Consider the following 14,181-nt stretch of genomic DNA (forward strand, 5'->3'; position numbering starts at 1 on the left):
GCAAGCGGTTCAGGCGCCGCGGGACCGCACGACCGCGAGACGTGCGAGCAGCACGAGGTAGGCGAGCCCGAGGACGATGAACGGGACGCCGATGAGGAGGGCGAGAAGGCTGCCGCCGCCGTCGGCCGTGGTGCACACGGTCTGGGTGTCGATGCCGTCCGAGGTCGTCTCGCAGGTCTCGCTCCCGCCCGCGAACACGCCCAGCGCGACCGCGCACACGATGCCCGGCGCAGGCACGAAGATCGTGCCGAGGAACTGTTCGCCCGTCCGCCACAGCGGCGAGGCCCAGATGCCCGTCCAGCCGAGGACGATGACGGCGATCGGCACGACCGGCTGCGTCACGACGCCCAGGAGGAACGACCCCAGCACGACGAGGCCGAGCGCGACCAGTGCCGGCCACGCGCGCCGCTGCGGCTGTCGCAGGGGCTGTCCCTGGGGCTGTCGCTGGGGCTGAACGGGAGCCGTGGCGTACGGCGCGGGCCCGACCGGCTGGTCGCGCGCGGCCTCAGCGGCGATCACCTGCGGGTCGCCCAGCCCGGCGAGGAGCGTCGTCACGTCCTCCCCCTCGGCACGGGCGGCCTCGACGTGCTCGTGCAGGTCGGCGACTATCTCGGACCGGTCCGCGACGCCGCGCGCGGCGAGCGCCGCGTCGACCTCGGCCAGGTAGCGGCGCACCCGCTCGTCCGCCGACAGCCCCACCGGCTTCCCCTCACCGCTCATCGCGGCTCCTCCCCTCGTCCTGTGCTCCGTCCCGGCGTCTCGCCCAGCGCGCCGTCCACCGCCTCGCGGAACGGCACCCACGCCGCCTCGAACGCCCGCAACGCCGCCTCCCCGTCGCCGGTGAGCCGGTAGTAGCGCCGCGGCGGACCCTCGTTCGACTCCTGCCACGACGTGGCGACGAGCCCACCCTTCCGCAGCCGGGAGAGGAGGGGGTAGAGCGTTCCCGTCCCGGCCAGGAGCGTGCCCTCGAGCTCCCGGGCGATGTCGAGCCCGTAGCGCTCCCCCGTGCGCAGCACGGCCAGCACGCAGTGGTCCACCACCCCCCGGCGAAGGTTGGCGAGGACCTGCGCTTCGCTAGGTACCATGCGACACATGCTACCTGTCGACGCCGTCGAGCGGAACTGGTCCTAGGGTGCCGCCCGTGGACGAGCAGCACGAGGCGCGCGGCGAGGCGCGGGTCGACGCCTGGGAACGACGTGTCGAGGTGCCCCTGCTCGGCCCGGCGCTCGCGTTCCTGGTCGCCTGGGCCTGGCCGGTGCTCGACCCCCGCCTCGATCCCGACCTGCGCACCCTCCTTCGCACGGTCTCCTGGACCGTGTGGGGGGCCTTCGCGATCGACTTCGCGATCCGCATGCGGCTCGCCCGCGACCGGCGGCGCTACGCCCTGCGGCACTGGTACGACGTGGCGCTCATCCTGCTCCCGCTCCTGCGCCCCCTCCGGGTGCTGCGCGTGCTCGCCTTCATGCGCGTCCTGCAGCGCACGGCCGCGGGCGGGCTCGCGGGCCGCGCCACGACGTACGTGCTCGGCACCGCCCTGATCTCGCTCTTCCTCGGTGCCGTCGCCGTGCTCGACACCGAGCAGGACGCGCCCGACGCGAACATCCGCACCTTCGGCGACGCGCTCTGGTGGGCGACGACGACGGTGACGACGGTCGGCTACGGCGACCGCTACCCGGTGACGTTCGAGGGCCGCCTGCTGGCGGTCGTGCTCATGCTCGTCGGCATCGGGGCGGTCGGGGTCGTCACCGCCGCGCTCGCCGCGTGGCTCCTCTCCCACGTGCGGGAGGAGCAGCGCGGCGACCGCGGCTGAGCGACCCTCAGGACGCCGGATCCTCCCAGCGCGGCTCGCCGAGGTCGACGACGGTGTCCCACGCCGACCCTGCCGGGAGCCGTACGACGCGTCCCGCCGACTCCGGCACCGAGGCGCAGCGGCTGGCGGCCGGGGCGCACGTCGCCAGCACGCCCGCGCCGCCGACGCCGGACCCGTCGGCGACCACCGCCACCACCGTGCCGTCGACCAACCGCTGCAGGGGCAGCCAGCGGGCAGGGTCGACGCCGGCCGGGGCCGGTGCGATGACCTCCTGCCAGGGTGCGTCCTCGGGTTCGTCCTCCGGGTCCACGGCGGCGATCCGGCCGTCGGTCGGGTCGACGGTGCGCGTCCCCTCGGCCGTGTCGACCCAGAAGACGCCGTCGGCGAACCCGCGCACCTCAAGCTCGACGTCGGGGTAGAGCGCCGCGAGGTCGTCGGTCGCGCGGTCGCCCATCCCGTCGGTGGAGCGGACGACCTCCTCGCCGGTGCGGGTATCCACGACGACGGTGGCAGCCTGCGGGGTCCCGTACCGGTCCTCCTCGCCCGAGCTCAGGTCGATGAGCGCGACGTACCGGCCGTCGGACGAGGCGGCGAGCGAGTCGACCCGGACGTCGAGGTCCTCGACGTCCCCCGAGGCGTCGACGAGGTGCAGGTCGTCGGGGTGGCCGAGGTCGTCGTCGCCACTGTCGGGCAAGTCCGCGGGCGGAGCCCAGCCGCGCACCCACACCCGGTCGCCGCCGACGACGAGGTCCCCCGGCGCGCGGTCGGACGCGCCGACGGGGACCGTCGTCCCGTCCCCGAGGTGCAGCTCACCGTCCGCCCACCAGACGAGACCGGCCTCGGCCAGCGGCGCCTCGGACGCCGGCCATGACACCTCGACGGCGGGGTCGGGCGCGTTCGCCGGACCGTCCCCGTCGCACCCGGCGAGGACGAGGGGGACGAGCAGGGCCACGACCACGACGTACCGACGCCGCGTCACGGCTGCATGCCCGTCAGGTGGGTGGCGACGCCCTGGTCCGTGCCGGTGAGGTCGCTCGACACGGCCTCCAGCCCGGCGGCGACCTCGTCGGTCGCCCGCGCCCCCGCCTGCAGGAGGGAGACGCAGCGCTCGAGCACCTCGTTGGTCCGTGTGCTCGCCGTGCCCGCCGACGGCACGTCGCCCAGCTGGACGGCAGCGGTGCGGACGCCGGCGACTGCGGACGCGACCGAGCGCAGGGTGTCGGCCACCCCGCCGAGCCGCGCCGCGGCCGTCACGAGGCTCTGCGGTTCCACCGCCACCTCGTCGGCGGAGAGCCCGAGCTCGGAGAGCGGCGTGCGGGTCATGTGGGGGCTCGCCCAGAGGCCGTCATCGTCCGGCACGCCCCAGAGCCACCCGAACGCTCCCGTGCCGGCGTCGTCGAACTCCTCCGCACCCGACTCGTAGGTCGTCACGATCTGGCCGTCGACCTCGACGATGCCCTGGGACATGTTCGGCAGGGGGTACGGCTCGCTGCGCTCGCCGGTGTCCCGGTCCTGGACCACGAGGGCGCTCTCGTTCTGCCGACCGTACGAGGTGCTGAACACGAGCTCGCCGTCGCGCACGACGACGCCCTGGACGTCGTCCGGCGTGTCGATGGTGACCGGGTCGCCCGAGCCGTCGAGCTGCGGCGTCCAGCCCCCGTTCCCGTCGGGGCGGTAGACGTGCAGGACGTTCTTGTCGTGGGACCCCACGTAGAGCAGGCCGTCAGCGAACGCCGTGTAGGACGCCGCCGCCACCCGGCTCGATCGGACCGCGTCCACCCGCGTCCCGGGTGGTGCGTCCTGCAGGACCTGCAGCGAGTAGGTGTGGACGCTGCCGCCCGAGCTGACGTGCACGAGCCCGGCCTCGTCGTCGACGGTGACGCCACCGACGTGGCCCGGCGCCTCGCCGTCCTCGTCACCGAGCCGCAGCTCGTTGACCTCCGTGCCGCCTGCCTCGTCCACCAGTGCGAGGTAGGAACCGCCGTCCTTCGCGTAGTAGCTCTGCAGCAGCAGCCCGGTGGCTCCGCTGTAGCCGAGCCCCTGGGGGATCCACCCCCGGTCGTCGCCGGTGGCCGCCGTGTTCGGGATGAGGGGCCCCAGCCCGCTGCCGTTGCCCGCCAGCCACGCGTCGGTGCGGTCGAGCCCCCGCTCGACCCACTCCCGGGTGTCGCTGTCCAGGGCGTCGATGTCGACCTCGTCGCCGTCCCCGCCGAGCACCGCTGCGACCGCGGCCAGCCGGGCGTCGTGGTCGGAGGTGATGCCCACGAGCCGCGCCGAGACCGCGAAGGCCAGCAGCTGCTCGAGCCCGCCCGGGTCGGCCCCTCGCTCGCGCCACGGCACGATGGCGGCGTCGGCGGCCTCGACCGCGGTCTCGACCGAGCCCGCCGCTGCCTCCATCCCGCCCGCAGCGGGACCGAGCACGTTGCGCATGGTGCTGATGCCGTCGACCAGCCCCCCGGCACGGGCCGCGTAGTGGGCCGCGGCCATGCCGGTCCAGCCGGGTATCGCCGCCACCGTGGCGGTCTCCTCGCGGGCGCCATCGAGGCGGGTGCACTCCGCGCGGATCGCCTCCACGTAGCCCCTCAGGGCAGCGGGATCACCGGTCGTCGCGCGGCGGTGGAGCAGGTCGGGATCGAGCATCGTGGTTCCTCCGGGTCCGAGATGACCCGGAGGGATCCCCCGACCGCCGTCGGCGGAAACGTCAGCGGACCTCCGCCTCGACGTACGGCAGCAGCCGCACCGGCCCGACCAGTCCATAGCCCTGCCGCGTCGCGACGCCGTAGACCTCCGGCGTCACCGTGCGGAGCCGGTTGAGCAACGGCGTCGCGACCTCGACCTCGATCGTGTTCGCGCCGCGCTGGAGACGGCGGCCGAGGTCGACGGTCGTGCGCAGCGGGTCGCACGGCGGGAGCACCTGGCCGTTGACCGTGACGCGGAAGGTGTCCTCGACGGCGCCGAGCTCGAGCAGCGCGCCGGTGCCCACCGGCCACTGCTGGCCGAGGTTGACCGACGCGCGGTACCGGCCGATCCCGGAGACGTCCTCGAACCCGGGGATCTGCGACCACGGCACGAGCACGGACAGGCGGGTACGGCGCGTGGTGCGCGTGGTCTCGGTGGCGGTGCGGCCCGGGGTCCAGTCCTCGACCTCGAGGTCCCACGTGCGGAGCGTGAGGGGGGCGCGCACCGACGCCACGGTGGCCGACCGGGTGCGGCCACCGGCCAGCGTCACCGTGTGGGTGCCCGGCGTCGTGGCGCGCACGACGAGCCGCCGGTCGTCGCCCGTCACGTCGACGGCGGTCGTGGCGACGACGGAGACGGGCCGCTCCGAGGCCGCCGGCGCCGCGAGCACGATGACGCTCGACTGGCCCGGGACGAGGTCGACCCGCACCTTGACCCGCTGCCCCGACCGCTCGTGGAGGGGCACCGGCGCGAGCGTCCCGCTCCAGGTGTCGAGCCGGTACGGCACCGCGTCGCTGCGGGTCGCCGTCAGCCAGACGTCCTGCGTGACGCGCTCGAGGCGCCGGTTCTCGGCGTGCTTCGCGTTGGCCAGGTAGTAGAGGTCGACCCCGCCACCGTCGGCGAGCACGCGGCGTACCGACATGAGGGTGGAGCGTTCGTGGCTCACGTCGGGAGTGACGCCCAGCGCGGTCAGCGCCGCCGGGATGTCGCCCTGCACGGCGACCGTGCGCGTCGTCGGCAGCGCGGCGATCGCCGCCATCTCCGCGCGGATCTCGGCGATCACCTCCGCGGTCTCGACGCCGACGGGCTCCGCCTGGGTCCAGTCGCCGAGGAGCACGACGCGCAGCCCGGCCTCCGCCAGGGCACGGACCCGCTGCGCCGCCGACAGCTCGATGGAGCACCGGCCGCCGCGGAACTGGTCGGGGCCGACGACCATGGCCTGGTACGCCGGGCCGTCGGGTGCCAGCCGGCCGTCGCGGACCGTCGCGAGCGGGAGCTCGAGCAGCGCGGGCGTGGCGAACGAGTGGGTCCAGCCGAGCGGGATGCCGTCGTTCGTGGCCCACGGTGCGCCGATCCCGGTGGACGCCCAGCCCTTGGGACGCAGGAACACGACGTCGTACTTCGGCACGCCCGTCTGCAGCACCAGCTGCGTGCGCGCGAGGTGGGCGGCGATGCCCGGCATGTGCCGCCAGAGCGGCGTGCGCGGCCCCCACGCCTCGCCGTACCCCACGGCACCGTTGTAGTACGGCGAGAACGCGGCGAAGCCGGGCCACGTCACCCCGGGCGCCGAGGCGTAGGCGAAGCCGTGCAGCACGGCCATGTTCACGCCCGCCGCGTAGATGCTGTGGAGGGTCTGGAGCGCCCGCTCCCAGGTGGTGGAGTAGGCCGCGCCGTTGTAGCAGGCCGCCTCGCAGGACAGCACCGTGCGACCGCCGAGGTCGCGGCCGCCGGCCATCACCCGGTAGTCGTCGAGGTTCTTGAAGCCGAGCGACTCGGTCTCGGGCACGTCGACCACCGCGGAGTGCTCGACGGTGTCGGTCTCGAGGCCGTAGGGCTGCACGCGCAGGCCCATGCCGAGCGTGCGCGCGAACGCCTGGATCGGCCGCAGGTGGTGGTCGCGGTAGAGGTCGGAGAGCGTCTGGTTGACGTCGTCGCGCACCCGGATCGTCGTCGTGGCGTCGAAGGCGAACTGGTAGCGCTCGTGCAGCTCGAGCACGACGGCGAGGTAGGGCCGCAGGTCGTAGCCGCGCCGCTGCTCGAACTCCACCAGGAAGGCGGGCGTCCAGATCGTCGCGTCGGTCTCGATCTCGAGGGAGTCCTCGAACAGGTAGCCGCCGGTCGACCCGAGCAGGCGCCGCAGGTCGCGGTCGAGGATGGTCGACTCCCAGAGGTCGACGACGGCCTGCGCGCCCAGCGGCGAGAAGTGGTCGACGACCCAGCAGCGCGGGTCGGTGTGCGGCCCCGCCTCGGGCTCCTGGCCCGAGCCCCGCTGCCAGCAGGCCAGGAGCACCCAGCTGCCGGACCCGGCGGGGGCCGTCCAGGTCAGCGCGCCGTCGACGACCGCGTCCGTGAGGTCGACGAGCGAGGCCCCGTCGAGGACGGCCTCCGTGCGCGTCGTCCCCTCGGTGACGAGGCGGGCGGCCTGGACGGCGACGAGGGTACGGCGCGTCGCCGCCGCCACCGGCTCGACGAGCGGCTCGGGCAGGGCCGCGTCGTACGTCGCGCCCGCGGCCACCGTCGCGCGGCCGTGGACCAGCTCGGTGCACGCGCCCTCGTCGTCCGGGGTGAGCGTCGGGACGGCGGCGGGCCACGAGGGTCCCACCGTGATGTCGACGCGCACGCCGCGCTTCTCGGCCTCCTTCAGGGCCGCACGGACGCCGGCGACCCACGACGGGGTGCCCCAGCCCTGGGTCGCGAGGTCGATCTCGATGTCGCGGGCGCGCAGGCTGTGGGTGACGTCGGCGATCTCGACGGCCCCGAAGCCCGCCGCCGCGATCTGCTGGACCTCGCGCGTGATCTCCGCCGGATCGACGGCCCCGTGGGGCCACCACCAGCGGAAGCCGGCGGCCGTGGCCAGCCCCGGGCTCGCGAAGCGGCGGGCGAGGTCGCCCGGGAGACCCGGGACGCCGGGGCGGGCGGCGCCGGGGGCGGCTGCTGCCGCGGTCGTGGCCGTGGCGCCGGTCGCCGCGGCTGCGACGCCGACGGACGCGACCGCCGCGGCCAGGAGCCGCCGGCGGTCGAGGCGGCGGTCGAGGCGGGGACCGGTGCGGGCGCCGCGCGGCGCGCTGGCGGAGGCGGTCGTGACGTCGTCGTCCATGGTGTCTCCCGAGATGAGTGGCCCGTGGGCCGCGAGGTCAGCCGACGGTCGTCGGCCGTCCAGGTCGGACGCGCCGCTCGGCGTCGTCCCAGTCGAGGGCGTCCGCACCGGTGCGCGGCTCGTGGCGCCGCAGGTCGTGCGTCGCGCGGAGCAGGGCCCGCATGGCCGCCAGGTCGGGCAGGTCCGCGCCGAGCGTGCGCGCCTGCACGAGCACGTTGCCGAGGGCCGCGGCCTCGCCGGGTCCGGCGAGCACAGGGACGCCGAGGGCGTCGGCCGTCAGCTGGCACAGGAGCGTGTTGTGGGCGCCGCCGCCGACGACGTGGACGACGTCGAACGGGTGGTCCGCGGTGGCGGCCGCAGCGCGGAGGTGGCGCCGGTAGGCGACAGCGAGCGAGTCCACGATGGTGCGCGCGACCTCGGCGGGCGTGCGCGGCTCGGGCTCGCCCGCGGCCGCGGCGAGCGCACGGATCCTCGCCGGCATGTCGCCGGGCGGCAGCAGGCTCGCGTCGTCGATGTCGACGACGGTGCGCAACGCCGGCAGCGCCGCGGCCTCGGCGAGGAGGGCGGGCAGGTCGACGCGGGTCCCGTCGCGCTCCCAGGTCTGGACCGACTGCGACAGCACCCAGAGACCCATGACGTTCTTCAGGTAGCGGACGGTGCCGTCGATGCCCGCCTCGTTGGTGAAGTTCGCGGCCCGCGCCGCCTCGGTCAGCACCGGCGCGTCGAGCTCGAGGCCGACCAGCGACCAGGTGCCCGACGAGATGTAGGCGAAGCGCTCGCCCTCCTCCCCCGGCCCGGCAGCGGGCACCCCGACGACCGCGGAGGCGGTGTCGTGCGACCCGACCGCCACGACCGGGACGGGCGCGTCGTCCGGGGTGCGCCCGAGCACCTCGGCGACGTCCGGCAGGAGGGCGCCGACCCGGTCGCCCGCGTCGCGGAGCGGCGGGAGGATGCTCCACGGGAGCCCGAGCCGCGCGGCCAGGTCGACGGCCCACGTGCCGGTGGTCGCGTCGTACAGGCCCGTCGTGGAGGCGTTCGTGCGCTCGGCGCCGATCTCCCCGGTGAGCCAGTAGCCGAGCAGGTCGGGCAGCAGCAGGAGGGTCTGCGCCGACTCGAGCGCCGCCGTACCGCGGGCTGCGGCGAGCTGGTAGATCGTGGTGAACGGCAGGTGCTGCAGGCCCGTGCGGGCGAAGAGCTCCGCGGCGGGGACGGTCTGCCAGACCTGCTCCGGTACGCCGCGGGTGCGGCCGTCACGGTGGCTGTAGGGGTTGCCGAGGAGCACGCCGTCGCGGTCGAGCAGCCCGTGGTCGACCGCCCAGGAGTCGATGCCGATGCCGTCGAGGGGGCCGGTCGCCGCGATCGTGCGGAGCCCGGCGAGCACCTCCCGGTGGATGCCGAGGACGTCCCAGAAGAGCGAGCCGCCCGCCGTCACGCCCCCGTTGGGGAAGCGGTGCACCTCGGCGAGGTCGAGGCGTCCCGGACCGACGACGGCCACCATGACCCGGCCGCTCGTGGCGCCGAGGTCGACGGCCGCGACCCGCAGGTCACCCGGGCGCGGCTGGGGCAGGTCCGTCATCGTTCCTTCTCTCTCGGGGGCTCTCAGGTGCGGGGTGTTGCGCGTCGAGTTGTCACGTACGCAGCGTCCGACGCGACGTACGTGACAACTCGGCGGAGGGTCAGCGCAGGAAGGCCGCCGCGACGCCGGCGTCGACGGGGACGTGGAGGCCGGTGGTGTGGGTCATCTCGGGGCCGCAGAGCACGAAGACCGCGTTGGCGATGTGCTCCGGCAGCACCTCCTTCTTGAGGATGGTGCGCTGCGCGTAGAACTTGCCGAGGTCCTTCTCCTCCACGCCGTAGACCGCGGCGCGGTTGGCCCCCCAGCCCGAGGCGAAGATCCCGGAGCCCTGCACGACGCCGTCGGGGTTGACGCCGTTGACCTTGATCCCGTGGGCGCCCAGCTCCGCGGCGAGCAGCCGCACCTGGTGCGCCTGGTTGGCCTTCGTCGCGGAGTACGCGATGTTGTTCGGCCCCGCGAACACGGAGTTCTTCGACGAGATGTAGATGATGTCGCCGCCCAGCTCCTGGTCGATCATCACCCTCGCGGTCGCCTTGGCGACGAGGAACGAGCCCTTCGCCATCACGCGGTGCTGGAGGTCGAAGTCCTCGCCCGTGGTGTCGAGCAGCGCCTTGGACAGCGACAGCCCGGCGTTGTTGACGACGAGGTCGACGCCGCCGAAGGCCAGCACCGTCGCATCCACGGCCGCCTGCACGGCCGCCTCGTCGGACACGTCCGCCGCGACGCCGATCGCCACGTCGGCGCCACCGATCTCCGCGGCCGCGGCCTCTGCCTTCTCGAGGCTGAGGTCGGCCACGACGACGACCGCGCCCTCCCCGGCCAGCTTCTTCGCGGTGGCCTTGCCGATGCCGCCGGCGGCGCCGGTGACGAGCGCGATCCGACCCGCGAGGGGCTTCGGCTGCGGCATGCGCTGGAGCTTCGCCTCCTCGAGCGCCCAGTACTCGATGCGGAACTTCTCCGCCTCGTCGATCGGCGCGTAGGTCGACAGCCCCTCGGCGCCGCGCATCACGTTGATGGCGTTGACGTAGAACTCGCCTGCGACGCGCGCGGTCTGCTTGTCCTTGCCGTAGGAGAACATCCCGACGCCGGGCACGAGCACGATCAGCGGGTCGGCGCCACGGATGGCCGGGCTGTCGGGCGTCGCGTTGCGGTCGTAGTAGCCCTGGTAGTCGGCGCGGTACTCCTCGTGCAGCTCCTTGAGCCGCGCGATCGAGTCCTCCACCGAGGCCGACGCCGGCAGGTCGAGCACGAGCGGCTTCACCTTGGTGCGCAGGAAGTGGTCGGGGCACGAGGTGCCCAGCGCGGCCAGCCGCGGGTGCTCGGCGGCGGCCAGGAAGTCGAGCACGACCGACGAGTCGGTGAAGTGGCCGACCATCGAGCGCCCGGCCGCGGCCGCGTCCTTCGACGCGATGCCGCGGATGGTGCCGGCCAGGGCGGCGGCCTTCGCCCGGCGCTCGGCCTCGGGCAGCGCGCCGTACCCCTCGAGCGGGGCACCGAAGGGCTCCGCCTTGCTGTGCTCCGCGATGTACGCCGCAGCCGTGTCGATGATCCAGAGGCTGTTGGTCTCCGCCTCCTCCGACGTGTCGCCCCACGCGGTGATGCCGTGGCCGCCGAGGATGCAGCCGACCGCCTGCGGGTTCTTCTCCTTGATCTCGGCGATGTCGAGGCCGAGCTGGAAGCCGGGACGGCGCCACGGCACCCACACGACCTTGTCGCCGAAGACCTGCTGCGTCAGCGAGGGCCCGTCGGCCGCGGTCGCGATCGCGATGCCCGAGTCGGGGTGCAGGTGGTCGACGTGCGCCGCGTCCACGAGGCCGTGCATGGCGGTGTCGATCGACGGCGCCGCACCGCCCTTGCCGTGGAGGCAGTAGTCGAACGCCGCGACCATCTCGTCCTCGCGGTCGATGCCCGGGTAGACGTCGACGAGCGCGCGCATCCGGTCGAGCCGCAGCACCGCGAGACCCGACTCCTTCAGGGTGCCGAGGTCGCCGCCCGAGCCCTTGACCCACACGAGCTCGACGGGCTGGCCCGTCACCGGGTCGGTCTCGGTGCCCTTCGCGGACGTGTTGCCGCCGGCGTAGTTGGTGTTCTTCGGGTCGGAGCCCAGCCGGTTGGACCGGGCGATCAGCTGCTGCGGGACGGTGAGATCAGTCATCTCGGGTGGTTCCTCTGGGTGTGAGGGCGGGCGGGATCGGTACGACGGGGGGCGGGTCGCGCGGCCGGGCTCAGCTCCAGCCGACCTGCGTGCCGCCGACGCGGGCGGCCTCGAGGCCCTCCTGGTGCCCGCTCGCGGCGTACGCCTTGGCGGGGTGGGCGGGCAGGCCGCGGGACTCGCGCCAGGCGGCGAGGTCGGCGCGGACGTCGGTGGAGAACGCGTCCATGAAGATCTCGTGCGCGTCGAGCACCTCGCCGGCCTCCTGGGCGCCGGTGAGCGCCTCGCGGTCGAGCAGCAGCGCGCGAGCGGTCATCTCCTGCACGTTGAGCACGGAGCGGATCTGGCCCGGGATCTTCTTCTCGATGTTGTGGCACTGGTCGAGCATCAGCGCGACCTCGGAGTCCTCGTCGAGCCCGCCGCCGCGGATCACCTCGACCATGATGCGGAAGAGCTGGAACGGGTCGGCCGCGCCCACGATGAGGTCGTCGTCGGCGTAGAACCGCGAGTTGAAGTCGAACGAGCCGAGCTTCCCCAGCCGCAGGAGCTGCGCCACGATGAACTCGATGTTGGTGCCCGGCGCGTGGTGGCCGGTGTCGAGGCAGACCTTCGCGCGGTCGCCGAGGGCGCTCACCTGCACGTACGACGTGCCCCAGTCCGGCACGTCCGTGTGGTAGAAGGCCGGCTCGAAGAACTTGTACTCGAGCACGAGGCGCTGCGTCTCGCCCAGCCGCTCGTAGATCGCGGCGAGCGACTCGGAGAGGCGGTCCTGGCGGCCGCGCATGTCGGCCTGCCCCGGGTAGTTCGACCCCTCGGCCAGCCAGATCTTGAGGTCGCGCGAGCCGGTCGCGTCCATGACGTCGATGCACTCGAAGTGGTGGTCGATCGCCTTCTGGCGGATCTTCGGGTCGGTGTGCGTCAGGGCGCCGAGCTTGTAGTCGTCGTCCTGGAACGTGTTGGAGTTGATCGTCCCGAGCGCGATGCCCTGGTCCTCGGCGTAGCGGCGCAGCGCCGCCCAGTCGTCCACGAGGTCCCACGGGATGTGGAGCGCGACGGCCGGGGCGAGGCCGGTGAAGCGGTTCACCGTCGCGGCGTCGGCGATCTTCTCCTCCACCGAGCGGGGCGTGCCGGGCGTGCCGAAGACCTTGAAGCGGGTGCCCGAGTTGCCGTAGGCCCAGGACGGGACCTCGATCGCCAGACGCTCCAGCGTGGGCGTGATGTCGGCGAAGCTGGTCATGCGGGCTCTCCCTCGGTACGGCGGGTGGTGGGGTCGGTCGGTGCGGCGGGGGTGCCGGCGGGGGTGGGGGTGCGGGTGGGCAGGTCGGCGGCGGCGAGCTGGTCCTCGAGGTGGAAGACCTCGTCCAGCCGCACGAACCCGGTGTCGGGGGCGGCGCCCTCGAGGTCGACGAAGAAGGCGCCCATCTCGGCCTGCCAGCGGGCGTTCACGTCGGTGGCCGCCATCGCTGCCTGCGCCTCGGCGAGGGTGCCGGCGACCTCGACGTACCCGATGAGGAGGCCGTCGGGCCGGAGGAACAACGAGTAGTTGCGCCATCCGGCGTCACGCAGCGCCTCGAGCATGGCGGGCCAGACGGCGGCGTGCCGCTCGGCGTACTCCTCCAGGCGGTCCGGCCGGACCTGCAGCTGGAAGCAGACGCGCTCCATGGATCCCTCCTCGGGACAGTGCGATTGAATCGTTTCAAACTGACGGCGTGCGAGTCCCCGTGGGACCGGCGCCACCCGGGGGGGTGCCGGTCCCACGGAGCGGTGGATCAGAAGTCGAAGTCGCCGACGTTGTCGACCGTGAAGACGGTCGGCTCGCCGAGGACGACCTCGCCGTTCGCGCCCACGGTGTACTCACCGAGGTCGCCCGCCTCGAAGGTGTCGCCCTCCTCGCCGGTGATGTCGCCCTCGACCAGCGCGTGGGCGGCGTACGCGGCCAGGTAGCCGAGCTCCTCCGGGTTCCACAGCGCGAACGCGGTGACGGTGCCGTCCTCGAGGTACTCGCGCATCTGGTTGGGCGTGCCGAGACCGGTCAGCGCGACCTGGCCCTTGTACTGCGACGTCGAGAGGTAGCGCGCCGCGGCGGCGATGCCGACCGTGGTCGGGCTGATGATGCCCTTGAGGTCGGGGTGCGACTGCAGCAGCGCCGCCGTCTTGTCGAACGAGGTCTGGTCGTCGTCGTCGCCGTAGACGGTCTCGACGATGTCGATGTCGGGGTACTCCGAGGCGGCGTACTCCTCCATGAGGTCGATCCAGGCGTTCTGGTTGGTCGCGTTGGCGGCGGCGGACAGGATCGCCACCTCGCCCTCGCCACCGATCTGCTCGGCGACCAGGTCGACCTGCGCCTCGGCGATGCCCTCGGCGGTGGCCTGGTTGACGAAGAGGTCGCGGTACTCGGCGTCCACGTCGGAGTCGAAGGTGACGACCTTGACGCCGGCGTCGCGGGCCTCCTCGAGCGCGTCGCCCAGGGCGGTCGGGTCGTTGGCCGAGATCACGAGGGCGCCGACGCCCTGCTGGGCGGCGGTGTTGATGAACGGGACCTGCGCGTCGGGGGTCGCGTTGGTGGGGCCGACCTCCTCGAACGTGCCACCGAAGGCCTTGACCGCGTCCTCGCCACCGGTGCTGGAGGCGTCGAAGTAGGGGTTGCCGAGGTTCTTCGGCAGGAAGGTGATGGTCTCGGCCGAGTCGCCGCTGCCGCCGTCGCCGTCGCCGCCACCGCAGGCGGTGAGGGCCGTGCTCGCGGCGAGGGTGAGGGCGACGAGCGCGGTCGCGCGCCGGGAGTTGAACTTCATCGTTCTGCCTTTCGGTCGGGGCGGTGCCCGGGATCGAGTGGTGCTGCTGGAGGAACAGGTGGAACGGGAGGTGCG

Annotated in this window: 11 protein-coding genes; 1 reads left to right on the forward strand and 10 read right to left on the reverse strand. The window is 73.8% G+C overall.

Annotation, left to right across the window (positions count from 1 at the left end):
* Positions 1–9: 9 nt before the first annotated feature.
* A complete protein-coding gene (locus tag G3T38_RS18545) occupies positions 10–720 on the reverse strand; it encodes an HAAS signaling domain-containing protein (RefSeq protein ID WP_163774054.1) in 711 nt (236 codons plus the stop codon).
* Positions 717–1,085, reverse strand: coding sequence for a PadR family transcriptional regulator (locus tag G3T38_RS18550; protein WP_163774056.1), 369 nt, complete (start codon positions 1,083–1,085; stop codon positions 717–719). Before G3T38_RS18550 ends, G3T38_RS18545 begins: the two co-directional genes overlap by 4 nt.
* Positions 1,086–1,141: 56 nt before the next feature.
* On the opposite strand from G3T38_RS18550, the gene G3T38_RS18555 reads away from it, so the two are divergent.
* A complete protein-coding gene (locus G3T38_RS18555) occupies positions 1,142–1,810 on the forward strand; it encodes an ion channel (RefSeq protein WP_163774057.1) in 669 nt (222 codons plus the stop codon).
* Positions 1,811–1,817: 7 nt separating this feature from the next.
* Here the strand turns inward: G3T38_RS18555 and G3T38_RS18560 are convergent, their stop codons facing one another.
* The 8 genes from G3T38_RS18560 to rhaS all read right to left on the reverse strand — a co-directional run bounded on the left by G3T38_RS18560 (position 1,818) and on the right by rhaS (position 14,106).
* Complete coding sequence (locus G3T38_RS18560) at positions 1,818–2,789, reverse strand: hypothetical protein (RefSeq protein WP_163774058.1); 972 nt, start codon at positions 2,787–2,789, stop codon at positions 1,818–1,820.
* A complete protein-coding gene (locus tag G3T38_RS18565) occupies positions 2,786–4,450 on the reverse strand; it encodes a hypothetical protein (protein WP_163774059.1) in 1,665 nt (554 codons plus the stop codon). Before G3T38_RS18565 ends, G3T38_RS18560 begins: the two co-directional genes overlap by 4 nt.
* 61 nt (positions 4,451–4,511) lie before the next feature.
* Positions 4,512–7,586 (reverse strand): glycosyl hydrolase, encoded by a 3,075-nt coding sequence (locus G3T38_RS18570; protein ID WP_163774060.1) that lies wholly within the window; start codon positions 7,584–7,586, stop codon positions 4,512–4,514.
* A gap of 37 nt (positions 7,587–7,623) precedes the next feature.
* Positions 7,624–9,162, reverse strand: a complete 1,539-nt coding sequence (locus G3T38_RS18575) for a rhamnulokinase (RefSeq protein ID WP_163774061.1) — start codon at positions 9,160–9,162, stop codon at positions 7,624–7,626.
* A gap of 100 nt (positions 9,163–9,262) precedes the next feature.
* The gene (locus G3T38_RS18580) at positions 9,263–11,317 is read right to left on the reverse strand and encodes a bifunctional aldolase/short-chain dehydrogenase (RefSeq protein WP_163774062.1); all 2,055 of its coding nucleotides are present in this window, start codon (positions 11,315–11,317) and stop codon (positions 9,263–9,265) included.
* 70 nt (positions 11,318–11,387) lie between these two features.
* Positions 11,388–12,551, reverse strand: a complete 1,164-nt coding sequence (gene rhaI, locus G3T38_RS18585; protein ID WP_163774063.1) for an L-rhamnose isomerase — start codon at positions 12,549–12,551, stop codon at positions 11,388–11,390.
* The gene (locus tag G3T38_RS18590) at positions 12,548–12,976 is read right to left on the reverse strand and encodes an L-rhamnose mutarotase (RefSeq protein ID WP_163774064.1); all 429 of its coding nucleotides are present in this window, start codon (positions 12,974–12,976) and stop codon (positions 12,548–12,550) included. Before G3T38_RS18590 ends, rhaI begins: the two co-directional genes overlap by 4 nt.
* 107 nt (positions 12,977–13,083) lie before the next feature.
* A complete protein-coding gene (gene rhaS / locus G3T38_RS18595) occupies positions 13,084–14,106 on the reverse strand; it encodes a rhamnose ABC transporter substrate-binding protein (RefSeq protein ID WP_163774065.1) in 1,023 nt (340 codons plus the stop codon).
* Between the last annotated feature and the right edge of the window lie 75 nt (positions 14,107–14,181).

Origin of the sequence: Nocardioides zeae (genome assembly GCF_010686755.1) — a bacterium.
Taxonomy (GTDB): domain Bacteria; phylum Actinomycetota; class Actinomycetes; order Propionibacteriales; family Nocardioidaceae; genus Nocardioides; species Nocardioides zeae.